18 protein-coding genes and 1 tRNA gene are annotated in these 23,506 nt (G+C 33.0%); 14 read left to right on the top strand and 5 right to left on the bottom strand.

Going from position 1 to position 23,506, the window contains the following annotated elements; genetic code table 11:
- Nucleotides 1–322 precede the first annotated feature (322 nt).
- The 3 genes from VUJ46_RS20185 to VUJ46_RS20175 all read right to left on the bottom strand — a co-directional run bounded on the left by VUJ46_RS20185 (nucleotide 323) and on the right by VUJ46_RS20175 (nucleotide 6,167).
- The gene (locus tag VUJ46_RS20185) at nucleotides 323–700 is read right to left on the bottom strand and encodes a hypothetical protein (RefSeq protein WP_326982471.1); all 378 of its coding nucleotides are present in this window, start codon (nucleotides 698–700) and stop codon (nucleotides 323–325) included.
- A gap of 68 nt (nucleotides 701–768) precedes the next feature.
- A complete protein-coding gene (locus VUJ46_RS20180) occupies nucleotides 769–1,239 on the bottom strand; it encodes an Lrp/AsnC family transcriptional regulator (RefSeq protein WP_042723244.1) in 471 nt (156 codons plus the stop codon).
- Between the two features lie 134 nt (nucleotides 1,240–1,373).
- A complete protein-coding gene (locus tag VUJ46_RS20175) occupies nucleotides 1,374–6,167 on the bottom strand; it encodes a translocation/assembly module TamB (RefSeq protein WP_326982470.1) in 4,794 nt (1,597 codons plus the stop codon).
- Between the two features lie 4 nt (nucleotides 6,168–6,171).
- Between VUJ46_RS20175 and tsaD the strand changes: the two genes are divergently transcribed.
- From tsaD to VUJ46_RS20155, 4 genes are all read left to right on the top strand, one after another.
- Nucleotides 6,172–7,188 carry a tRNA (adenosine(37)-N6)-threonylcarbamoyltransferase complex transferase subunit TsaD gene (tsaD, locus tag VUJ46_RS20170; protein WP_326982469.1) on the top strand — a complete coding sequence of 339 codons (1,017 nt, stop codon included), beginning with the start codon at nucleotides 6,172–6,174 and terminating at the stop codon, nucleotides 7,186–7,188.
- Complete coding sequence (locus VUJ46_RS20165; RefSeq protein ID WP_326982468.1) at nucleotides 7,185–7,592, top strand: hypothetical protein; 408 nt, start codon at nucleotides 7,185–7,187, stop codon at nucleotides 7,590–7,592. Before tsaD ends, VUJ46_RS20165 begins: the two co-directional genes overlap by 4 nt.
- A gap of 50 nt (nucleotides 7,593–7,642) precedes the next feature.
- Nucleotides 7,643–8,338 carry an RsmE family RNA methyltransferase gene (locus VUJ46_RS20160; protein WP_326982467.1) on the top strand — a complete coding sequence of 232 codons (696 nt, stop codon included), beginning with the start codon at nucleotides 7,643–7,645 and terminating at the stop codon, nucleotides 8,336–8,338.
- Between the two features lie 118 nt (nucleotides 8,339–8,456).
- Complete coding sequence (locus VUJ46_RS20155; protein WP_326980898.1) at nucleotides 8,457–9,905, top strand: IS1182 family transposase; 1,449 nt, start codon at nucleotides 8,457–8,459, stop codon at nucleotides 9,903–9,905.
- A gap of 217 nt (nucleotides 9,906–10,122) precedes the next feature.
- Here the strand turns inward: VUJ46_RS20155 and VUJ46_RS20150 are convergent, their stop codons facing one another.
- Nucleotides 10,123–10,800 (bottom strand): TrmH family RNA methyltransferase, encoded by a 678-nt coding sequence (locus VUJ46_RS20150; protein ID WP_326982466.1) that lies wholly within the window; start codon nucleotides 10,798–10,800, stop codon nucleotides 10,123–10,125.
- Nucleotides 10,801–10,953: 153 nt separating this feature from the next.
- Here VUJ46_RS20150 and VUJ46_RS20145 point away from each other — a divergent pair, with 153 nt between their 5' ends.
- The 5 genes from VUJ46_RS20145 (at nucleotide 10,954) to VUJ46_RS20125 (ending at nucleotide 16,845) form a co-directional block, all read left to right on the top strand.
- The gene (locus VUJ46_RS20145; protein ID WP_326982465.1) at nucleotides 10,954–11,970 is read left to right on the top strand and encodes an asparaginase; all 1,017 of its coding nucleotides are present in this window, start codon (nucleotides 10,954–10,956) and stop codon (nucleotides 11,968–11,970) included.
- A gap of 58 nt (nucleotides 11,971–12,028) precedes the next feature.
- A tRNA-Ser gene (locus tag VUJ46_RS20140) sits at nucleotides 12,029–12,115 on the top strand.
- 790 nt (nucleotides 12,116–12,905) lie between these two features.
- Nucleotides 12,906–13,700 carry a DUF2490 domain-containing protein gene (locus VUJ46_RS20135; protein WP_326982464.1) on the top strand — a complete coding sequence of 265 codons (795 nt, stop codon included), beginning with the start codon at nucleotides 12,906–12,908 and terminating at the stop codon, nucleotides 13,698–13,700.
- A 526-nt stretch (nucleotides 13,701–14,226) separates the two neighbouring features.
- On the top strand, nucleotides 14,227–16,320 hold the full coding sequence (locus VUJ46_RS20130) for an outer membrane beta-barrel protein (RefSeq protein WP_326982463.1): 2,094 nt from the start codon (nucleotides 14,227–14,229) through the stop codon (nucleotides 16,318–16,320).
- 324 nt (nucleotides 16,321–16,644) lie between these two features.
- Entirely contained in the window at nucleotides 16,645–16,845 is a 201-nt protein-coding gene (locus VUJ46_RS20125; protein ID WP_326982462.1) for a hypothetical protein, read from the top strand.
- Here VUJ46_RS20125 and VUJ46_RS20120 read toward each other — a convergent pair.
- Nucleotides 16,804–18,144 (bottom strand): IS5 family transposase, encoded by a 1,341-nt coding sequence (locus VUJ46_RS20120; protein ID WP_326981209.1) that lies wholly within the window; start codon nucleotides 18,142–18,144, stop codon nucleotides 16,804–16,806. The two genes, VUJ46_RS20125 and VUJ46_RS20120, sit on opposite strands and share 42 nt — an antisense overlap.
- A gap of 293 nt (nucleotides 18,145–18,437) precedes the next feature.
- Here VUJ46_RS20120 and VUJ46_RS20115 point away from each other — a divergent pair, with 293 nt between their 5' ends.
- The 5 genes from VUJ46_RS20115 to VUJ46_RS20095 all read left to right on the top strand — a co-directional run bounded on the left by VUJ46_RS20115 (nucleotide 18,438) and on the right by VUJ46_RS20095 (nucleotide 23,456).
- Nucleotides 18,438–19,760, top strand: a complete 1,323-nt coding sequence (locus VUJ46_RS20115) for a radical SAM/SPASM domain-containing protein (RefSeq protein ID WP_326982461.1) — start codon at nucleotides 18,438–18,440, stop codon at nucleotides 19,758–19,760.
- On the top strand, nucleotides 19,750–21,960 hold the full coding sequence (locus VUJ46_RS20110; RefSeq protein ID WP_326982460.1) for a peptidase domain-containing ABC transporter: 2,211 nt from the start codon (nucleotides 19,750–19,752) through the stop codon (nucleotides 21,958–21,960). The genes VUJ46_RS20115 and VUJ46_RS20110 overlap by 11 nt, the downstream gene beginning before the upstream one ends.
- Before the next feature lie 58 nt (nucleotides 21,961–22,018).
- Nucleotides 22,019–22,726, top strand: coding sequence for a hypothetical protein (locus tag VUJ46_RS20105; RefSeq protein ID WP_326982459.1), 708 nt, complete (start codon nucleotides 22,019–22,021; stop codon nucleotides 22,724–22,726).
- A gap of 224 nt (nucleotides 22,727–22,950) precedes the next feature.
- Nucleotides 22,951–23,178 carry a hypothetical protein gene (locus tag VUJ46_RS20100; protein WP_326982458.1) on the top strand — a complete coding sequence of 76 codons (228 nt, stop codon included), beginning with the start codon at nucleotides 22,951–22,953 and terminating at the stop codon, nucleotides 23,176–23,178.
- A 23-nt stretch (nucleotides 23,179–23,201) separates the two neighbouring features.
- Nucleotides 23,202–23,456, top strand: coding sequence for a hypothetical protein (locus VUJ46_RS20095; RefSeq protein ID WP_326982457.1), 255 nt, complete (start codon nucleotides 23,202–23,204; stop codon nucleotides 23,454–23,456).
- The last annotated feature ends 50 nt before the right edge of the window (nucleotides 23,457–23,506 follow it).

Below are 23,506 nucleotides of genomic sequence, written 5' to 3'. Positions count from 1 at the left end.
TTAGCATACAAAAAATGCAATAAACGGCACTCTTTTTTTTCATTTTAAATCAATTGTGATCATCAAGATTTAAAGATAGTGCTTTTAATAGAGAAAAAGGCAAATGTAAAAATAGGCCGGTGGAGAAAGTTAAACTTAAAAAATAACGGATAACACTTCTACAAGCTCACCACGACTACATTATACATTGTACATTAAACTTCCGGCATCTGTCCCTATTTCCAGTCTACCCGCCGATTTCTGTGTCCGGTTCATATGAAAATGACCCGTATTTAAAAATATTCTTCCATAGATTAACCGCTCTCTTTGTGAAAGCGATTTTCTACTTAAAAAACTTCCACTTCGGGATAATCGCCAACATTCCGAATCCTGTAAAAAGGAAAAGGTTGGTAACATCTGTATACAAGAATGTAGATAAGTAATAACTGTGCATAAAGAAATGCAATATCAAAAGAGCAGGGAAAGTGAAGATCCCGATCTTTCTGTAAAAAAGCATTAATACCAGGCTAAGCATCATCAATGCATCAATAGAGAAAATAATGTAAAAATACCCTCTTGGGATGTTTAAAAAGTCGTGCTGAAGATATTCATCCACATCAATCCCCAATCCCATGATTGTAAACAGCATCAGCGCAGCAAAAGCGCCTATAAATCCCCATCCTTTCTTAGGATTTTCATCAAAATAACTGTACTCTTCCATAACTACAAAAATAAAGAACTTATGAGAGATTTCATAAGTTCTTTTATATAATTCGTTTAAAATTTGAATTAAATAGAAATAGCGTTAATCAGTCTGTTTTTGTCGCTTAAGTATTCTTCCATAGAAATCATACTTTCCGTTCTCATGACATCCTGAATATCATCTATCTGATAGATAATTCTTTTAGCATCTTCCGTATTTTTAGCTCTTACTTTACAGAAAATATTGTATTTCCCTGAAATTACGCTCGCCTCAATTACGTTAGGAATACTTGTAAGCTCTTTTAAAACCTCCTGTGTACGGTTTGATTTTGTTAAAAGAATTCCTATGAAAGCTGTAAAATGGTAATCTAATTTACCATAATCGATATTAAGAGATGATCCCAAAATAATACCTGCATCCTCCATTTTCTTCACTCTTACGTGGATTGTTCCGGCAGATACGTCCATCTGTTTAGCAATCTCAGTAAAAGGCATTCTTGTGTTTTCTACTAAGAAATCAAGAATCTTCTTGTCTATTTCGTCCAGTTGATAGTTCATATTAGTTAAATTACAATTTTCTTAAAAAATATAAGTATTTTTTGCAAATTTATAAAAAAATATTTAACTAAAAAAGATATCTCAAATATTAACAATAATTAACACAGATGATAAAAATCATTAAAATATTCTGATTATTTACCCCCTGATTTTGTAGAATCTGTTTTTATTTCACTTTTAGATTCCGGCTTTTTTTTGTCTTTCTTCTTCTTAAATAAAGAATTAAAGCTCTTCGTCCACACAATACCCCCGCCATACGCTTGATTAGCAGAACCGTTTGTTCCCGCTCCTGTGATACCCATTCCAATATTACTTGGCTTTGAGTAGCCCCGCAATACTAAACTTCCGTCATTCTTTTTTGAAACATCATATTCGATAGACCCTTCTCCAGATAAATAATTGGTTTCGGTGGCTTCTGTCTTCGTTAAAGGGATTCCAAGACCTGTTTTCACATTAATCCTCGGAGATACCGCAACGCTGATCCCTGCATTGGCTCTGTCCCCTGTATTGGAATACTGATCCCCCTTTACATAGTTAAGATCGATTTGGAATTCGTTACTCATGGTATTCAATACAGATCCCAATTGTTTTAAAAGGATATTATATCCCGAAGATTCTGCTACACCCGCCACATCGATATCTACGCCCCCTGTATTAGACACATTAAAACTGTTTAACAATAAAATAGAACCAAACTGAAGTACTTTTTCACCTTCCTGACTCATTTTGGCGGCCAAAGTTTCTTTTATCTGACTGGACACATCCATTGCAGTGACGTTGAGGTCAACTTTAGGATCAATTAAAGACTGGGTGATATTAGCCTGTAAAAGAATACTAATAGGCTGCAGGCTTCCCATATTCAGATACTGGCCTGCATTGGAAACCATTCTTATATAATTAGCTTTGATGTCAAGCGCGGGTTTCATGGCATCGCCATCCCAACGGATGCTGCTTCCTTTATCAATCTGGAAGGTTTTATTAAGAATTGCTTTAGAAACGAAAGTTCCGTTTTCCACTTTATACGTTCCTCCCATTCCTATATTTCCCTGACGGCTCATTACGAAACGTAAATCATCAGCAACCCCTTTCACCGTAATATTTCCTACATCATCACCGATTAAAACATTTACAGTAGTACCTTTATCAACATCCAGATTAAAATCGATATTCATATTAGCTCCTGTCTTTTTCTTTTCTTCCAATGTGACCAAACCGTCTTTTCCTTCCTTAAGGAATCTCAGCATTTTAAATTCTTCAACATTCGACGTTGAACCTGAATTAAAGGTAAATGTACTTCCGTTCAGGGCCTTCATATTCGGTGTTGAAATATTCAATCCGGAAACCGGGCCGTCTACGTAAAGATCTCCCTGCCCATATACTCTTCCCCAAAACAGATCAGAATCTTTCTGCGTGGTATTCAACATTAATAAATTATCTGCTCTCATCACGAGATTGACCCCCATCGACGAAAGGGTTTCAAACTGAATAGCTCCAGAAATATTTCCTTTTGAATTGGATCTTCCGTCGTGAACTTCAATATTATTAAGAATCGCCAGGCCTTTTGATAAAGGAACGACAGTATCATCAAATGAATAATCCACACCAGTAAACAACAGTTTCAATCCAAAACCTTTCAATCCAATATCTCCACTATAATCAAGATCATTGAATTTTCCGGCAATTTTAAGATCTCCTGTTGCCTTACCTCGTAAATTTCCGAAAATAGACTGTACAAATTGCTGCGTGAACGCCAGATCGAAATCACGCATTTCAGCCGTAAGATCAATGGTTGGTGTCGCTGTATTGTTATTTACAGTTCCTGTTAAGTTTAAGCTGTTATTGCCTAAAACACCCGCAGAACTTACTTTTACATCAATATCATATACATTCAGAGAGAAACCGTTGGTTGCAGAAATCGTAATATCACCCATATCATTTCCGTTCATCATGATATCATCAATTGTCATATCCACCAAAGGCTGCAACGTACTTTTATCCATTCGGATCTTCACAGTTCCGTTGGCTAATCCTTTAATATTCATCGAATTTCCTCCAGACTGCATTTCCATGAGTTTCTCGATTGCAAAATTGTCGATATCAGCCTCTACATAGAAATCCTTGATCGATTTAAACTGAGCATCTTTAATAAGCAGAGCACTGTTATCAGAATAGATCCGGAGATTGTGAATATCAAAATCCGAAGTTTTTTTACGATACGTAATAGAATGATTAAGCGTGGGACTGGTATCTATTGCCCAGGTTACATTATTCAATTTCACCTCGGTAGGTTCAAACCTGAAAACGTAATCTCCAATTTCATTGGTGGACTGATCTACATTTATGGCATACACTTTAAGATTATCTTCAAGCTCATCTTCAGGACTTCCGTGTTTAAATGTTGTCGATAAATGCAACGTGGAATTATCTTCATTCTTACCGCTTAACACAAGATCTTTGATAATATTTTTATTGTACTGAAGCCTACTTACACGAGCATACAACTGCTCACTGAGATTTGCTGTATTAATTCTAACCACAACACTGTCTACCATTGCACTGTCTTTGCTGATGTTCTCCCTGTCATTTAACTTATAATCAGGATTGGCAGCAGCCAGCGCTTTATCTGCTTCGGTGATTTCCTCAGTTTTGGTCATCATATATTTCAACGCAGCAGCATCAAGATTAAGAATCAGATTATTTGAATTACCGTCGTATTCACCTTCTACTTTTGCACCTTTAGGAATTCGAAGATCTGGTAAGAAATAATTAACCAAACCTTGCTCCACATCAAAGCCCATCGTAAAGTTTTGCCCTCTGTAGAGCTTTCTCGGCGGTGGACCTACCAAAATTTTTCCTAAACCATTTTCCACCATTCCTGCTAAATCAGCAAGATTATAACGTCCTGAAATTTTCCCGTTAGCAGCTCCCGGCGCATCCACATCAATCACTCGGTTTCCTCCTTCCACAAAAGTCTTCAGCTTTGCACTCGGAATATTATATTTTTGAGTAGCCGTTACAAAATTTAAACTATTGGCTTCCACATCAAGCGTTAAATCATTAATAGAAGACATCGACATTTTACCAACCACTTTTCCGCTCACGATTTGGTTTCCCGGCTTATTGGTAAAATAATTCATATTTAAATAACTCACATCCGCATCAACATTCATTGCCACTCGTGAGGTACTGAAATCAATTAAACCTTTAATCGCAGCTTTTGCCTGTTCATCATTAATCGTAATGAGTCCGTTGTATTTTTTATGATCGAGTACACCATCCAGATAAAGATTATTAATTTCTTTATCCATGATTTCGATGCTTGTGATCTGAGATTTTGTGGTTAGTTTCATGGTGTTGACATCAAAACTTTGTCCGTTGATGTCAAACCTTCCTGAAATAAGACCTACCGTTTTATTTTTAGTAATAACCGAAGTATTCAAATCTTTTACTTCTGCGAGACCCGTAAATTTAGGAATAGCGGTGCTGTAATCTGTCAGGGAGAATTTTGTAATTTTCGCCTGACCAATTCCCGTCATCAAATTTCCGTTTTCCACATACACCTGTTCAGGGTTCACTTTTGCCGTACCGTTATATTTTAATTTACCGAAATCATCCGCAAAATTTTTCATTTTGATAGAAATAAATGCCGGCATCATTGCTTTTAGATCTTTGTAGGTAAAATCCGCAGACAGGTTATTGGTTTCAATCAAAAAATTACCTTTCAGTAAATTATTCACCTTCATGGTTTTGGTGGCAATATTCACCGTTGGATTACTGATATGGAAGTTTTCGAGAGAAAATTTATTTAATGGGCCTGTCATTTTTCCGGACACATTGAAAGGAATAAAATTATCCCAATTCGTCACAAAATAACTGATGTCATACCCGCTCAATTGGCTTCCCTGTTCAAGATTCATATCCCAACGGACACGGTCTGCAAAGTCCGCCCAAGAACCTTTATGAAGATTAAATTTAATATCTCCCTGCAACAGCGAGTGATCGGTATTTAATGTTAAATCTTTAAGAAAAAGAAAATCCGGCGTCATGGATAATTCCGTGGAAAAAGTATCCACCAAATGAGATTTACCCCACCTTTTTGTGGTGAAAGACATATTATTGATGATGGCAGAGATATTGGCGCCGTTTACTTTTACGTTAGGCGCTTTCAGGTTAAAATTTGTTGCCGTCAGCCATTCTCCTTTATCTCCGGGAGAGTTTAAATTAACAATAGAAACCTTAGAATCAAGAATCTGTAATCGTGAATTTAACTGAAAAGGAGGCTTATTCGGATCATGCTTTTTCCCACTGTCGAATAACTGGGTAAAACGGATAAAGTTGGAAATACTGTCACCTTTATAAGTGATTACTTTTACGTCTGCATTTTTTAAGGTTAAAGAATTAAAACTTAAAGAGTTGTTTTTGCCAACATTCTTTGCTAATGAAAACCAATCTGAATTGGCAATAAATTCTTTAGCCGTAATAAAATCAAGCCCTTTATTATCTTTTATTTTCAACCCTTTGATCTTTACATTCCCGAAAAAATTAACCTCAACACTTTCGGTAGACATTTGTGCCTTAAAATCTCGATTAACCAATTGCAAAGCCTGATCGGCAGCCCATTGTTTGGTGATCGGAAGATTGATAATAATGATAATTGCTGTGATAAGACCAAATCCCAGCCAAAAAAGAATGAGTAATAATTTAGCCCACCAGGAATAGCTGGTAACATCTTTTATCGCCTGTTTACCAAACTCTTCAGCTGTTTCCACGGGATGATGAATGGCATCTGATGCCAGCTCAGACGCACCTTTAACAGTCTCTTTTACAACCCCTTCAGCATTTTCCACAGCCTTATGTACCTGATCCCCTAAGTTACCAGCTACTGATTTTTTGTTCTCATTCTCGTTATTATTCTCTAACTTTGCCATTATTATGAGCGACTCTATAATTTTAGGTATTGAATCGTCCTGCGACGATACATCAGCAGCTATCATCAAGGGAAATTCTATTCTTTCGAATATCGCTGCGACTCAGGCCATCCATAAAGAATATGGCGGTGTAGTTCCTGAACTGGCATCGCGCGCGCATCAGCAGAATATCATCCCCGTTGTTGAAAAATCTTTAACCAAAGCAAATATACAACAAAATGCAATTTCTGCTATAGGATTTACACGTGGTCCCGGACTTTTAGGTTCACTTCTTGTGGGCACCTCATTTGCTAAGTCATTGGCTATGAGTTTAGATGTCCCGTTAATTGAAGTAAACCACCTCCAGGCGCATATTTTAGCGCATTTCATTGAGGATGCAAATCCTATGCCGCCCAAATTTCCTTTTTTATGTCTTACGGTAAGCGGAGGGCATACGATGATTGTTTTGGTGAAAGATTATTTCGACATGGAAATCATTGGTAAAACCATTGATGATGCAGCAGGAGAAGCATTCGATAAAATCGGAAAAATCTTCGATTTAGATTATCCGGCAGGGTCCATTATTGACAGACTGGCCAAAGAGGGAAACCCGGATGCTTTTAAATTTAATAAACCAAAATTAGAGAATTACGATTATTCTTTCAGTGGAATCAAGACTTCTGTATTATATTTTATACAAAAAGAAGTTAAAAAAGACCCTGATTTTATTAAAAATAATTTAATTGATCTTTGTGCTTCTGTACAAAAAACCATTATTGAAATTTTAATGGCTAAACTGGAAAAAGCGGCAAAAGATTTAAATGTAAAAGAAGTTGCCATTGCCGGCGGCGTTTCTGCTAATTCTGAATTGCGAAAAGTAATGCAGAACAATCATGAAAAACTAGGCTGGAACATCTATATTCCTAAGTTTGAATATACAACCGATAATGCTGCAATGATTGCCATGGTGGCGCAATTGAAATTTGAAAGAGGAGAATTTACCGATTTGAGAACCTCTGCCACTTCAAAATATGATTTATGAGAATACTGTTAGAAGAAAAAATACTCGAAAAGCATTCTAAAAAAAATTCAAAATATTACTGGGTTTTAGAAACGATAACCGGGAAAAATGAAGTTACTGACGAGTTTGACGAAAGTTTTGAAATGATCGGCTCAGAAACAGGATTTATTCAGAATATCAAGGAAGAAATTATTGAGAAAATAAACTCAGAGAACGTTTTTAGTTTTGAATATGAACCAAAAGAAGGCGATTATCTGTCAATTAAAAATAATTTAAGAAAAAAAGAATATCTGAATCTTATTTTCCTGAATAATCTTTGGGTTGAAGAAATTTATGCGTGTACCTACCGTGATTGCGAGGGTGATATTTACACCACAATAAAAACCGGAGTCGCATTTTTAAGCGAGAATGAAATTTATTTTTAAGAATCAATCACTTATCAATAAAATCCAGGCAGATTCTAAATATTTTACCTATGAAACTTTTTTTTGGAGAAATAAATAACGGAAAAGCAATCATTAACGATGAAGAGCAGCAACACATTGTAAAAGTTCTTCGAATGAAAAATGGAGAGGAAATTCATTTAACGGACGGAAAAGGAAATCTGGCTTCCGGAACATTAATGATTGAAGGAAAAAAGGCGAATATTGAAGTTTCAGAAATAAAGACAGATTTACCAAATTTCAGTTCAAAGCTTCATATTGCGATTGCTCCAACGAAAAATATTGACCGTATTGAGTTTTTTGTAGAAAAAGCCGTGGAAATGGGAATTTCTGAGATCACCATTTTACAAACCGAAAAAACAGAACGTAAAAATATCAACATCGATAAACTGAGAAAGCAAGCTGTTGCCGCTTCAAAACAAAGTTTGAGATTTCATTTTCCTGTTATTAATGATATTATTAAAATTCAGGATTTTCTGAAGAATATAGATTCAGAAACAACTTTTGTGGCGCACTGTCATGAGAATTTAGAAAGAATTGATTTGAAAGAAATTCCAGCATTGGAAAATGTAACGTTCTTTATTGGTCCTGAAGGAGATTTTTCGGAAAAAGAAATTTTGTTTTTGGCTGAAAATAATGTGAAAGCAGTTTCATTAGGAAACCAAAGATTGCGAACGGAAACGGCAGGCATCTTTGTAGCAGCTTGGAATTATTACAATTTAATATAAAAAAAGGAGACTCAATAAGAGGGCACTGAAAAAGTAAACTTCATTAAAAAAAATAAGCAAAACTTTAAAAGTTTTGCTTATTTTTTTATCTTCAATGTAAATTTCAATAGCAAAGCAAATGTTAATACAGCAAGAAAAACTTCCGTTGAGTGCCTATTCCGGTTTGTATGATTTAATTGTACCGAAGGAAAACCTTCTTAGAAAAATTAATGAGCTGATTGATTTTTCTTTCATCTATGATGAGCTTTTGAGCAAATACTGCTTAAACAATGGTCGCAATGCTGAAAGTCCGGTACGGATGTTTAAATACCTGCTTTTAAAAAGTATTTATACAGTTTCTGATGTAGATGTGGTAGAGCGTTCCCGGTATGATATGTCCTTTAAATATTTCTTGGATATGACTCCGGAAGAAGATGTAATCAATCCCAGTTCCCTTACAAAATTCAGAAAACTGCGTTTGAAAGATAGTGATCTTTTAAGCTTGCTCATTGGTAAAACCGTGAGTATTGCGATTGAAAAAGGCATCATCAAATCCAGATCCATCATTGTAGATGCCACTCACACCTTGTCGATGAGCAATCCTTTTTCAACGATAGAAGTATTGCGGGAGCGCTCAAAACTGCTTCGCAAGACCGTTTATCAGTTTGATGAAGAATTTAAAACTAAAATGCCCTCAAAAAATATTGAAAATGATTTAAACAAAGAATTGGATTATTGCAGAGAACTCGAAAAACGCATTGAAAACGAAGCTTCTATCAGGGAGATTCCTGCTGTAAAGGAGAAGCTGAATCTTTTGAAGGAAACAGTGAGAGACACCGGGGAGCAGATGGTTTTTTCAAAAGATGCCGACGCTAAAACGGGTCACAAATCGGCTGACAGTTCTTTTTTCGGATACAAAACGCACTTGGCGATGAGCGAAGAGCGGATTATTACGGCGGCCGTGGTAACTTCGGGAGAAAAAGGCGACGGCCCGGAACTGCCAAAATTACTGCAGATGAGCCAGGACAACGGGATGGAGGTAGATGCCATCATTGGTGACGCTGCTTACAGCGGAAAAGAAAATCTGAAAATTGCGGGCGAACAAAATATTAAAATAGTAGCCAGACTTAATCCTTCCATCACCCAGGGTTTTCGAAAAGATGAAGACCGTTTTGATTACAATAAAGATGCCGACCGTTTTGTGTGTCCTGCAGGGCATTTGGCGATTCGCAAAGCTCGTGGCGGGAAGAAACACGTAGGCGGAAATCAAGTGGATACCTATTATTTTGATATTGAAAAATGCAAGGTTTGCCCATTAAAAGAAGGATGTTATAAAGAAGGAGCAAAATCTAAAACTTATTCGGTTTCCATAAAATCAGACTTACATAAGGAGCAAATGATTTTTCAGGAAAGCGATTATTACAAAGAAAAATCGAAACACCGCTATAAAATCGAAGCCAAAAACAGCGAGCTTAAAAACGTACACGGCTACGACAGGGCGATTGCAAATGGTATTGAAAATATGCAAATGCAGGGTGCAATGGCTATTTTCACTGTCAATTTGAAGAGAATCCTGAAATTAATATAGAGAAATCGATCTATACTCCGTCTTTTATAAACATCGCAGGCGTGGCGCAATATCAATCCCGTTAAACCTCAAAAATTTGATACTGAAAAAAAGAAAAAAAGCTTATTACGAAGGTTTAATTTTCGTAATAAACTCTTAATTCTAACTCCAAATCAATTGGTAATTCTATATGAACGGGGTTTTTCAGTGCCCTCCTCAATAACAGTCTCCTTTTTCATTATTTCCAATCAATATTATTTTCTCTCAAATATTTTTCAAAAATCTGCTGGCCACTTCTCATCGAATTAACTGCCCAAAGAATTTTCATTCTCAATAATTTTTCTTCATTCAACTTATAATCAATATCAGATTTTATCAGCTTTTGCTTCAGTTCGTACATACAAATGGAAGCCGCCACAGAAACATTAAAACTTCTTGTAAAACCATACATCGGAATCGCTAATGTCTCATCTGCAAACTCAAGAATTTCTTTAGAAACCCCTTCCATTTCGGTTCCAAAAACCAAGGCAATAGGTTCTGTAATTTCATATTCAGGCAACATTTTCGCATTATTTTCCAGCGAAACAGCAACAATTTTGTATCCTCTGTCTTTTATTTTCTGAAAAGATTCCATATTTCGGGGAAGCTTTTCTACCTCAACCCAGGTATCGGCACCTTTTGTAACACGAAGGTTGGGTTCAAAACTATATTCTTCCTGCAAAGCCACCACCTTATGAAATCCGCAAGCTTCTACAGAACGTACAATGGCCGCCGCATTTCTGAACTGATACACATCTTCTACCACCGGAAGCACAAAATCTGAACTTTCCTGAGAAAAATGCTCTATTTTCGTTAATCTTTCCTCTGTTAAAAACTGTTTTAAATACTCAAACGTCTGTTCTAAATCTTTCTGCATTTAGTTATTTTTTTCAATAATAGAATGGAAAAGCTGCAATCATGACTTAAATTTTGTCATTGGCGTTTCATTCATTTTCAAATCTTTGCAAATTAACGTAATTTTGAAATTCTGAACCTGAAAGAAATTCAAATTCTTTAATAAAAGTAAAAAATGAAACGTAAAGTCCTGCTTATTTATACTGGTGGAACCATTGGTATGGAAAAAGATTATGAAACCGGAAGCCTTCGCGCCTTTGATTTTGGAAATATTTTTGAGAAAATGCCCGAAATGAAGCTTATGGAGTGTGAAGTTTTCGTTCATCCTTTTGAAAAACCGCTGGATTCTTCAGACATGGGCCCCGAGGAATGGAAAATCATTGCTCATTACATTCATAAAAATTACCATCAATATGACGGATTTTTAATTCTTCACGGAACAGATACCATGTCATATACCGCGTCTGCATTAAGTTTTATGCTGAAAGGTTTGACAAAGCCAGTTATTTTAACCGGTTCACAACTTCCCATTGGAGATTTAAGAACGGACGCAAAGGAAAATCTTCTCACCAGTCTTTACTATGCCAGTTTATACGAGCAAAATGATGCGGTTATTCAGGAAGTGGCCATTTATTTTGAATATAAATTATTGAGAGGAAACCGTACATTGAAGTATTCTGCGGAGTATTTTGACGCTTATTCAAGCCCCAACTACCCTATTCTTGGGCAATCGGGAGTTCATTTAAATATTATTAAAGATAATTTGCATCGTTGTGATCCGAGAATTGAATTTCATGTAGACGATCATATTTCTGAAGATATTATTTTCTGGAGAATTTTTCCGGGCATGAATCTGAATCACTTTAAAGAAATTCCTACGATGAAAGTTCTTATCCTCCAGGTTTTCGGTTCCGGAACGATTTTCAGCAGTGAGAAAACAGTGGAAACGCTTCAGCAAATAAGAAATAACGGAACTGAGATCGTGGTGGTAAGCCAGTGTATTTCAGGAGGTATTTCGTTTGGGAAATACGAAAACAGCAATATATTCTCCAGAATCGGTGCCATCAGCGGAAAAGATATTACTGCGGAAAGTGCCATCACCAAAGCCATGCACTTAATCGACAACCCGAATTACCGCGGAAGCTTCGCCGATAACTTCGCAAGAAGCCTTTGTGGAGAAATTTCAAAGTAATTTAACGAATTATTTGCAGATTCAAGAAAATACTCTATTTTTGCAATCTCAAATATAAAGAGAGGTGTCCGAGTGGTTGAAGGAGCTACCCTGGAAAGGTAGTATACGGGTAACTGTATCGAGGGTTCGAATCCCTTCCTCTCTGCAAATCAAAGTCTTACATTTTTTTGTAAGACTTTTTTATTTTTTTACATTTAACTGAATCAAATACAAAACGGATCAAGTACAAAAGTTGGGGACTAAGCAAAAAGTTTAACTCATCAGAACGTTTTTTGTTACTCTCGCAGATTTTGCAAATGATGCAGATTTTTTCCTTACACTTTACATATTAAACACTATGTTCTCCAAGGTTTTTGACAACTGCTAATCGTTGGCAGGCTTACCAGGCCATCCTACTTATCAGAGATCACTGAGATTAAACAAAAAAATATCAGCAGCATCATCTGTGAGAATCCGTATATCTGTGGGAAATAAAAATATAGGTGCATTCGTGGCAAAAAATACATCTAAACAATTTCTCCCCAAGTTTTGAAACTGATCCCAAAAGTTGGGGACTAGGGAAAAGAGTTTAGATAATGTAAGATGAAATTTTTTGCTCCCGCAGATTTTGCAAATGACACACATTGAGTTTCCGAGAATGTTGAAACACCAAGTATATTAAGTGTTTTTACAGCTAACTGTTTTAATTCTCACCAAACCTTTCTATTGATAAAAGACCGCAAAGGTTAAACGAAGAAAATCAACGATATCACCTGTGAAAATCTGTGCGATCCGTGGGAAATAAAAATATCCGTGCATTCGTGACAAAAAAAACAATCCATAAATCTCTATTCCTAAAAGATTCCTAAATCTCTTTTTTACTTTGTCCTGTTTTTAAACACCATTAAAAACATTTACGCAAGCTATTAATTAACAAAGTATTTAGATTTACAAAAATGAAAAAGACATTTAATATAGGGGCATTTGTTGTATTTTTATTCTTACACAGTTTCGTACGGGCACAGCTCAGCCCACCAGGCCTGGGAGATGCCAAAACAGCTTTTTGGTCGGCTTTTGGAGTAAAATACCCTTTGGATTCTTTGGGCAAAAAATATTCAATGAGTTATGTTGGATTAGGACGTAAAAGTAACCCTGATAATGATAATTTATTTTCTAAACAGGCCATTTGGGTAGTGAATCATGAAGTCTACCATTCTTTTGCTCCTCATCAGCAATATAGCTATGCAATAAGCTATCGTCGACAGCCGGAATATGAAAGTGATGCTCCCTACAAAAAAGAAGGAATTGAACAGGAATTGAGACTTTATGGACGATATGCGTATACTTTTGATTTGAATGAAAAATTAAAATTTAAAAACACAATTCGTCAGGAATTCAGAAAATTTTTTGATGCTGATTTCAATCAAGCAGAAGAAGATTTTCAATTACGAACACGTATTAAAAGTCAGTTGACCTACAATTTATCAGAAAAGAGCAATCAAAAAATATCTTTAAGTGTTGAAGAGCTATTTTCCGTAAGTCGCCTTCATCAACCGGATCATGAATGGACCCACTTTGGGTATAAAGAAATGCGAATTGCCGCTTATTATATGTTTACAATCCCGCGTTCTCCATTTACTATAGATATCGGGTATATGGATGACCTGATCCGTGACAGCAGAAGTATTCACCACGGCGGAGTTCATTATCTGGCTGCTGATCTGGTGTGGAATATTCCTTCTAAAAAATAGAGTGGGAATTTTTCCTTCGTGTTGCTTTACTGTCTAATTACGTATTCATCATAATTATTATATTTCCACAATAGAAAAAAATATCTTAACATTTGCCTAATTCTGTCCTAAGAAACCTAGAAAACCAAAATACATTTTTTCGGATTAAAATATCGATGTCATATTCTTTTCTAAATTTTTTTACCATATCATCGATAGAGAACTTGTACGGTTTATCCCAATCTGTTTCTTTTATAATTTTTCCTTTTTTGTCATAGTTTCGATCTAATCCACAAATGGCTCGATAAAAATTACAAAATAAAATAACACTTAACAGTAGAAGATATAATATGCTTTCTCCTAAATTTCAATTAGCTGAAATAGAGAATGAGATATTACTATATAATTATCTATTCTCAAAAAAATAAATAATTACCATTCTACTAGTTTTTCTTTATAAGTATGTTTATTCAAATTAAAGTGATATTTATTTTGAAGAAACAAACTCTTGTTTTACATTTGTCAATATTAAATTTTCACTAAATTAATGATGAAAAAACAGGTAAATATAGTCCTATTAGTTGTAGGCGGCTTAGCTTTTGCACAAGAAAATAACATATTAAAGATTCAGGATTCAATTAAAAATACAAAAGATATCCAAGAAATCTTGTTAAAAACACAGCGAAAAAAACAATTCATAGACAAATCTATTTATAGTTTTGATGAAGAAGCTTTGAAAAAAGCTAGATATGCTAATGATTTACTACAAACATTACCTGAACTTCAGTTTGATCCTATTTCTAATAGTATTTCCAGTATCAAAGGTGGCAAGTTTTTACTTTTAATTAATGGAATTGAAGCTACGGAATTACAGGCAAGAGGAATCAGACCAGAAAATGTAATTAAAGTTGAATATTACGATAATCCTCCTACTCGATGGGCTACAAGAGCAGATACTGTGGTTAACATCATCACAAGAAATCCAGAAATAGGTTTTGCAGCAGGAACTTCAATAAGTAGTGCTTTAACAACCGGATTTTTAAATGGTCAGGCCTATGCAAATTATACAAATGGAAGAAATAATTTCGGACTTGAATATAGTATTAACTTCAGAGACTATGACAATCGTCATACAAACAGAGTTTATGATTACACCCTACAAAATTCTCATTATAATACCAATGAAAATAAAACTGATCATTTCGGATATACTTATCAAGATGTTACATTAAGATATACTAATTCATTAATGGATAATTATGTTTTTCAGGCAAAATTTTCCATGAATATTTATAATTATTTCTCTAAAGGAAATGGTCAAAGTATTTTTACTACAAATAATAATTCAGAACTTCATGGTACTTCGCAGTACAGTGGGGAAAATTATAATCCTCCAAAACTAGATTTATACTTTTCGAAAAAACTGAGCAAGAAAGATGAAATCAGTTTCAATGTTGTGGGATCTTCTTACAGTAGCGAAAGTTTTGAGGTCGGAAAAGAATGGATAATAAGTTCTGATAACGTCGTTTTTGACAATGATATGAACTTAAAGGCAAAACAAAATAGTATTGTAGGAGAGATTGCGTACTCTCATGAATTCAAGGCAGGAAAATTAAGTACTGGATATAGGATTGATAATAATAATGTAGATAATACCTTAGAGAATCTTGCAGGAAGTTTTGATTTTTCCGTTAATTACTTAACTCAATACTTATACTCTGAATTTGCTGGAAAAAGTAAGAAGCTAATGTATCGTGTAGGTTTAGGTTTAACCAATATTAATAATAAAACAGCAGCAACAACTGATAATGACTGGACGATTACTCCAAAAATTATTTTAGGTTATGAATTGAAAAAAAATCAGAGCCTACGATTGACCAGTAGTTTTACTCCATACAGTCCGGGAAGTGCATCGTTAAGTCCAAATATCAACCAGGTTGTACCAAATATTATTTCTACAGGGAATCCTTACCTTACTATACAAAAAGCATGGAATAATAATTTAAACTATTCTTATAATAATAAGTATTTTGATTTTAACGCAAATCTTTTCTATAACTATTTAGACAATGCTATTAATAGTATGTACGTTTTATACAATAACAATACTCAATATGCATTAACTTACGAAAATGCAATATTTAGCTCCCGTACAGGCATACAATTAACAGGATCATTAAAACCATTTGGAAGCAGATTACTGGTTATTAAGGCTAATATTTATCCTACTATGCAACGTGTAAAAACAAATTCAGGAGTTCTTCTTAAAAACAATTATTTTGGTAACAATTTTACTATTTCTTCAGAATACAAAAACTTGAGTTTGAGTTATATGTTCAATATTCCAATTTATACATTAAGCGGAACTTTTTTAAATACTAATGAAAATCAAAATCATATTTTTATTAATTATAGATTAAAGGACTGGACATTCACTACTGGAATGTATTGGTTGGGCATACCTTCAAGATACAAAACAAAAACACTAAATGAAAGTTTAGTTAATTATATTAGTACCACGAATATTTACAATAATAAGAATATGTTTATTATTGGCCTAAGCTATGATTTTGCTAAAGGGAAAAAGAATGAAGTCAACAGAAAATTGAACAATGACACTGCTCCTGCAGCAACTTTTTAGTTAAAGATAACTTGTAAAATTTGAAACATTGTGTTAACAGCAGATAATTTATCTGCTTTTTTAATTATTATAATTCAAATACATTTATTTCAAAAAAAAATAACATATAAGTTGTACGAATCTCACAATCATATGGATTTATGTAAAAAAATAAATCAACAAAAATTGAATAATTTAGAACGTTTATAGATTTATGTGAATGAAGAAACGTGATGTTAAAATATTTATTTTTGATAAATATAAATCACTTATAGTTTAGTTATTATTCTATAATGTTAACATTATTATTACAAAAATTATTATTTAACATTTTTTAAATTACTTATGAAAAAAGTCATCAAAAGTAAAACCACTGTGGTTTTAACTGGTTTTGAAAAAATTTCGGAATCACAAGAAAAAAAATTATTAGGAGGATTTTCCAATACTATTTTAGGTCCTACCACAGGACTTGATGATGGTACAGGTACTATAAATAGTCGCTCCTTAAAAAGCTGTTTTTTGACTTTGAAAATTATATTTGCCTAAAAAGATTCGGAGAACAAGTTCGAGCCAAAGAAGAATTTGTTGTTTGATTTGATTCAATCTCATCTTCAAATTGTATCCAATCCCTGCTAATAATGCATTATTAATATCTCCAGCCACTCCTTTCAGGAAGTTTAATCCTAAGGAGTGGTTTCTTTTTAAATGAGAGATACAAGGTTCTATGGCTGCTCTTGCCCGGAATCTTAATCTGGCTACTTGTTGCCCATATTTTGTTTTTTCTTTTTTTGCGGGAAGCAAAATTGCTGTTCCTTCCACTTCTTTGATTCCTTTAAATCCTCTGTCTGTAGTGGCTTTCGTAGGTCTTGTTCCGCCAACGGATTTTCTTACCCTCTCACTCTGTGCCAATGATTCTTCAAGAGTTTTACTATCGTGAGGATTGCCAGAAAATCTCTTTACCGAGCTGATGATCCCTGTTTTCCGACCTCTTACTACTGCTACTTTTGTCCCAAACTCGTATGCTTTTCCCGATTTTCCTTTCGCAATACACGCAACTTGTGGCTCGTGAAGACTGTAAATTTTATCTTTCGTGGTACGTTCTTGGGTGAGTGCTTTAAGGTAAATTTTAAAAACGTCTTCGTAGCCTTTCAAAACATCTTTAGGAAGTTTTCTTTCCAATTCCCGAAGAACTCTTTTACCAATCGTCCTGAGCTTTTTCCTCGCCATTTTTGCCTTCTTCTGTCTTCTGGGATGATGTCCAAAAAAAGCGTCCCGCAATAATTGTTTGCTCACTCTTCTGTAGCTTTGTCTTTGTACAACGCTCTCTTTTTCTGCTATTTTTCTACAATTGTCGATTACTTTTTTTGCTAATTTGGCATCGGTAGGAAAGGTAATGTTCTTCTCCTGAACCGTCGTATCTACCTGAACTTCATCTTCTGTTTTGGCTTTGGGATGGAGAGAAACGCTTTGTCCCAAAAGAAATTCCAAACCCTTATCTCCAATTCTTTTTCTGAAGTGTACAAAATTGCTCGGATCGAAAGGCTGCTCTGTCTGGAAAAAGGTTTCTCCGGTAAAATATTGCCAATACGCATTCTCAATCCATCTCTCTATTACACTTTCATCACTTTCTTTAAACATTTCCTTGAGCAAAAGCATTCCTGCTATTTTACGGATAGCAATAGAAGGTCTTCCGTTTTCTGAAAATAATTTCTCAAACTCTGACTCCATTTTATCCCAGGAAATCTCCCCAGCTAATTTTACCACCGGATGCTCCATATTAATAAGCTCCGTAAGCCTGGTCTTGAATAAATTCTGCTGTAAATCCTCTCTTATTTTGCCTAACATTTTGCCACTTTTTATATCCTAAAAATACAATTTATTGCAATTTTTTACAACGATTTTTTACGAAATATAAGTGCATAAAAACTGATAATCAAAATATTACTTGGTTTTTAAGGAATGACTAAATAACTGTTCAGGTGGTAATTGTAGAGACGGATGTGGTCAAGGACAAAATCTAAATTGTGTTCAAGGTTGCGGAAGATAACTCTTAAATTAGTCATATATAACTTGTACACAAATCGTTATATTTAACAAACTTTGACCCTTATATTTATAAGGGTCTTTTACACTAGATTATGAAGTATAGCCAATTTAATTCCATTGTATACATAGATGAAAGATATTATCTATATAATTCTTTCAGTCAAAAATTTTTAATAATAGATCCTATATTAAAAGATTTACTTGAAGCTTCAAAAAATGAAAACATAGAAGATTTGGAAGAAATTCATCCAACTTTTTATAATTATTTAGTAGCAGAAGATTTCATCATATCTCGCGAAATTGATGAAGTTGAAAAAGTGAAAAAAATTGCTAAAGCTGTTGATGAAAACCAATCTAACTTTTTACTTACAATTAATCCTACAATGAATTGTAACTTCAAATGTTGGTATTGTTATGAAACGCATGTTAAAACATCAAAGTTTTCTCAGAGTATGATTGAAAAAGTTGGAAAATTTATTGAAAAAACAACATTAAAACCTGCAATGAGTTATTTTCAATTAGCTTTTTTTGGAGGAGAGCCCTTGCTTTATTTTAAAAAAGATGTAGTTCCTGTTATACAAAAACTTCAGGAAGAATGCGTTAAAAATTCTGTAGATTATTCTGTTAGCTTTACAACAAACGGATATCTGATAGATGATTATTTTATTGATTTTTTCAATTCGCACAAAATCACTCCTTCATTTCAGATTACACTAGACGGTTATAAAGAAAAACATGACGAGGTAAGATTTGTAAATGCAAAAAAAGGTTCTTACCACGAAATAGTAAAAAATATAAAACGCCTTATAAATAATTTATTTTTTGTAAGACTCAGAGTAAACTACACATCAGAAAATATTGCTGATACATATAAAATAGCAGAAGAATTTGAAGATATTCCATCGGACATTAAGAAAAGATATTTATTAATGGATTTTCATAGAGTTTGGCAAGATTCACAAAACGACGGTATAAATGAAATCGTAGAAGAAAATACAGATAGGATTAAAGAAAATGGAATTCAGGTCAAACATATGACACCTGATAACGTTAGAAATTCTTGTTATGCAGATAAAAGAAATAGTGCTGTTATTAATTATAATGGGGACTTATTTAAATGTACCGCAAGAGATTTCACTACAGCTAAACGAGCGGGATATATTGATGAAAATGGGGATTTGATTTGGGAAGATAATTATCTTGAAAGAAGGATGGATGTGAAATTTAAAAACAAGCCATGTCTATCATGTAGATTGCTCCCTATTTGTAATGGCGGCTGTTCACAACATGCTATGGAAGCAGAAGAAAAGCAAACAGAATACTGTGTATACTATGGTGATGATCAATTGAAAGATGAAGTGGTCGTATCTAAGATTAAAGAAGTAGTTGAAGCTTTAGTTTTAGATGAAGTTTAAATTTGTCAATCAACTTGAAAGTAATGATTGTGGGCCTGCTTGTTTGTCAATGGTTCTAAATTACTATGGAGTTAATATTCCAGTAAAGAAATTAAAAGAGCTTTGCGGAATAACAAGAATGGGGGTTTCGGTAAAAGATATTCTAGATGGTGGCGAAAAAGTAGGTTTTGAATCAAATGGGTTAAAACTTACCCTGAATCAACTTGAAGAAATACCTTTACCTGCAATTTTGTTTTGGAAGCAAGATCACTATGTCGTATTATATAATATTTTAACTAAGAAGGGTAAGAAATATTATTATATTGCAGACCCTGGCTATGGAAAGATTAAAATTGAAGAAGATTTAATAATAAAAGAATGGTTAGGAAATGAGACAAAGGGTGTTTGTCTAATTTTTCAACCTACGGACGATTTTGAAAAAATTATTGGAAATAACTCTTTTAAAGAGAGTAAAAAGAATAATTTTAAAAATAATACTGTTATAAATCATTTACTTAATTTTCTTAAGGAATATAGATACAAATATATTTTTTCTCTTCTATTATTAATTATAGGGCTTAGTACTAATTGGCTTATACCTATTATTTTTAAAAAAATTATTGATGACGGAATATTAGCCAAATCGCTTAATTTAGTTATTATTCTTTTGCTTGCACAATTTCTATTATTTTTGGGGAATTTTGTATCACAATTTATAAGTGATTTTATTTTAACAAAATTAAACTTTAACTTATCTATAGCTTTAAAAGAAAAATTTCTTAACAAACTTATAAAACTTCCTGTAAGTTATTTCGACACAAGACTTAATACAGATACATTACTTAGATTAGGTGATTTATCAAAGTTACAGACATTTTTTACATGGAAAGGAATTAGTTTTTTTATTAATATTTTAAATTTAATAGTTTTTAGTAGCATTTTATTGTATTTAAACAAAATAATATTTTTAATCTTTGTTTTACTGAGTTCTTTATCTGTTATCTGGATTTCTTTTTTTCTACAAAGAAGAGCAGCTTTAGAATATTCTTTATTTATAAAGCAATCAGACAATAATAATAGTTTGTATGAATTTATAATGAATATGCCCGAAATAAAGGTAAATCAAGCTCAAAATACAATTATATCAAAGATTTTAAAATTACAACGAAGTTTAAATGAATTAGAATTAAAATCTTTATATTTAAATACTTATCAGTTATCTGGGGCTAATTTTCTTTTAAAATTTAAAGAACTTACTATAATTGCAATTTGCGCATATTTTATAATAAATTCTCAAATGACAGTAGGAACTTTATTAAGTATTTCCTTTATTATAGGACAATTGAGTGGACCTATTATTAATTTGATTAACAATATAAAAGATGGCCAAGATACCTTAATATCTCAAAACAGAATTGAAGATGTATTCACAGTAAGTAATGAAACTTATCTTGAAAAATCTAAAAGCATTACATATGTAGAAGATATAACTTTAGACAGAGTTTCTTTTAAATATCCAGGAAGCTTTAATCCATTTGTTATTAATAATTTATCTTTTACAATACCTAAAAATAAAATTACTGCAATTGTAGGAACTAGTGGAAGTGGTAAGACAACATTAATGAAGCTATTAATGAAATATTATTTTCCAAATTCTGGAAATTTATTTCTTGGAGAAAGCAATTTTGCAGAATTAAACCCAGATAATTGGAGAAATAAGTGTGGTGTAGTACTTCAGAATGGGCATGTTTTTTCCGGAACAATTAAATACAATATTACTTTGTGTGAGAATGATTCCATAGATGTAGAAAGATTTGAAAGCGCAATAAAAGTTGCTTGCTTAAATAATTTTATAGAATCTTTACCTCTCGGTTCGGAGACGAAAATTGGTAATATTGGGATGCAATTAAGCGGGGGACAAAGCCAACGAATATTGATAGCTAGGGCTGTTTATAAAAATCCTGAATTTTTATTTTTTGATGAAGCTACCAGCTCATTAGACGCAAACACAGAAAAAGAAATTTTAAATAATTTAAGGGATTTTTTTATTGGAAGAACGGTAGTGGTTGTAGCCCATCGTTTGAGTACAGTAAAAAATGCAGATCAAATAATTGTTATGGAAAAAGGCGAAATAACGGAAAATGGCTCTCACGAAGAGTTAATTGCTATAAGAGAAAAGTATTTTTCTTTAGTCAAAAATCAATTAGAATTAGGAAGTTGAATTACTTTCTAATTAAAAAAGTGCTAATATTCTTGTCTAATTATTAAATGATTATAGTATGAAAAATTTTGTGAAAATTTTTATTTTCCTCATTGGAATTCTATTTATTTCTGAAGGGTATACTAAATGTCCTACTAAAGATATGATAATAAACATTGGAGGAATTATTTTTGATTCAAAAACTTTACTCCCTATAGAGAGTGCCAAGGTTTATAATGAACAAGGAGGTCTTATTGCAACAACAGATACAAATGGTTATTTTTCGGGTAAACTCCAGTATAACAGATCAAATAATGGGATAAAGTTCAAAATTAGGATAGAAAAAAAAGGATACCTACTATTTACTCAATCAGAAAATTGGGCAGATACTAAAAAAGAAGAGATTAATGTTAACTATTATTTTGGTATTAAGAAAAGTCGCGAATCTTCAGAAGATTCTTTTTCACAGTTCTATTTAAGTAATGATATCTCATTTAAGTCTGTTTCTAATAATTTTAAAAGTGTTATAGAAAAATTAAAGTTTAATAATACAATTAATAGTTTTAAGAAAGGAAATCAAAACAGTTTTTTTGAAATTGATGAATCATACTATTTAATAAGTAATACAGGATGGTTGAAATTAGAATCTCCTAAAAGCTTAATCAACATTAACTCATCAAAAAAAATCCCTGCTGAAAACATAAATTCTCACTTAAAAAGACATGAAATTAAAGATATTCTTCATACGGAAAATGGTGAGATAAAAATTGTAACCTACAAAAAATAATTTTGTAATTACTTTATTTCAAAATTTTCGATTAAAAATTATAATTCTGAGCTAGCTTTCTATTAAGTAGCATTATTTTGTGATTTAACTTATAAATAGAACTTTGCTTTTGTTACTATAATAAGACTAAGTTAGAATAATTAAATATTCATTCATAAATAAGAGATATATTTTATTATTGAAAATACTAATTTATAATTAACAAGTTTAAAAATTAATTGCTTATGAAAAAAATTATTAAAAGTAAAACCATTATGGTTTTAACTGGTTTTGAAAAAATTTCAGAATCGCAAGGGAAACAATTATTGGGTGGATTCTCCAACACAATTACTAATCCCACTACAGGAATTGATCTTGATGATGGAACTACAAACAACTGCCAAGGTGGCAATTGTGCAACAAATTGTAGCATACATCAAAATCTTAACTGCAGAGGAGCATGTGGTAAATAACTAAAATTTAAAAATAAAAAAACATGAAAAATTTTAATGATAAAAATTCACGCTTAAATATTGATCGTTTGAAACATATAATTGCTTCTGCAAAAATAGACAAAGACGCATCCATTGATAGATTAGTTGGTGGCTTCAGCCAATCAATATCAATTGGAATTGAAGATACTATTTCTGACGGACAAACTAACAATTGTAATGGAACAAATTGTCATAAGCGATGTGGGCAGTATCCCCCAGATACTCCAGTAGGACCAAATACGGTCTGTTTGTTTTAATTAAATAGAAAATGTCAAATTCAAAAAAATTTTTGACATCATTTTACTAA

This window comes from Chryseobacterium sp. MYb264 (assembly GCF_035974275.1).
Classification (GTDB): Bacteria; Bacteroidota; Bacteroidia; order Flavobacteriales; family Weeksellaceae; genus Chryseobacterium.
The sequence above is the reverse complement of the archived record's forward strand: the minus strand, read 5'-3'. Positions and strand labels throughout refer to the sequence as shown.

Excerpts from the sequence above, each read along its gene's own strand:
- VUJ46_RS20185 (WP_326982471.1), bottom strand. The coding sequence starts at position 700 with ATGGAAGAGTACAGTTATTTTGATGAAAATCCTAAGAAAGGATGGGGA.
- VUJ46_RS20180 (WP_042723244.1), bottom strand. The coding sequence starts at position 1,239 with ATGAACTATCAACTGGACGAAATAGACAAGAAGATTCTTGATTTCTTA.
- VUJ46_RS20175 (WP_326982470.1), bottom strand. The coding sequence starts at position 6,167 with ATGGCAAAGTTAGAGAATAATAACGAGAATGAGAACAAAAAATCAGTA.
- tsaD (WP_326982469.1), top strand. The coding sequence starts at position 6,172 with ATGAGCGACTCTATAATTTTAGGTATTGAATCGTCCTGCGACGATACA.
- VUJ46_RS20165 (WP_326982468.1), top strand. The coding sequence starts at position 7,185 with ATGAGAATACTGTTAGAAGAAAAAATACTCGAAAAGCATTCTAAAAAA.
- VUJ46_RS20160 (WP_326982467.1), top strand. The coding sequence starts at position 7,643 with ATGAAACTTTTTTTTGGAGAAATAAATAACGGAAAAGCAATCATTAAC.
- VUJ46_RS20155 (WP_326980898.1), top strand. The coding sequence starts at position 8,457 with ATGTTAATACAGCAAGAAAAACTTCCGTTGAGTGCCTATTCCGGTTTG.
- VUJ46_RS20150 (WP_326982466.1), bottom strand. The coding sequence starts at position 10,800 with ATGCAGAAAGATTTAGAACAGACGTTTGAGTATTTAAAACAGTTTTTA.
- VUJ46_RS20145 (WP_326982465.1), top strand. The coding sequence starts at position 10,954 with ATGAAACGTAAAGTCCTGCTTATTTATACTGGTGGAACCATTGGTATG.
- VUJ46_RS20135 (WP_326982464.1), top strand. The coding sequence starts at position 12,906 with ATGAAAAAGACATTTAATATAGGGGCATTTGTTGTATTTTTATTCTTA.
- VUJ46_RS20130 (WP_326982463.1), top strand. The coding sequence starts at position 14,227 with ATGATGAAAAAACAGGTAAATATAGTCCTATTAGTTGTAGGCGGCTTA.
- VUJ46_RS20125 (WP_326982462.1), top strand. The coding sequence starts at position 16,645 with ATGAAAAAAGTCATCAAAAGTAAAACCACTGTGGTTTTAACTGGTTTT.
- VUJ46_RS20120 (WP_326981209.1), bottom strand. The coding sequence starts at position 18,144 with ATGTTAGGCAAAATAAGAGAGGATTTACAGCAGAATTTATTCAAGACC.
- VUJ46_RS20115 (WP_326982461.1), top strand. The coding sequence starts at position 18,438 with ATGAAGTATAGCCAATTTAATTCCATTGTATACATAGATGAAAGATAT.
- VUJ46_RS20110 (WP_326982460.1), top strand. The coding sequence starts at position 19,750 with ATGAAGTTTAAATTTGTCAATCAACTTGAAAGTAATGATTGTGGGCCT.
- VUJ46_RS20105 (WP_326982459.1), top strand. The coding sequence starts at position 22,019 with ATGAAAAATTTTGTGAAAATTTTTATTTTCCTCATTGGAATTCTATTT.
- VUJ46_RS20100 (WP_326982458.1), top strand. The coding sequence starts at position 22,951 with ATGAAAAAAATTATTAAAAGTAAAACCATTATGGTTTTAACTGGTTTT.
- VUJ46_RS20095 (WP_326982457.1), top strand. The coding sequence starts at position 23,202 with ATGAAAAATTTTAATGATAAAAATTCACGCTTAAATATTGATCGTTTG.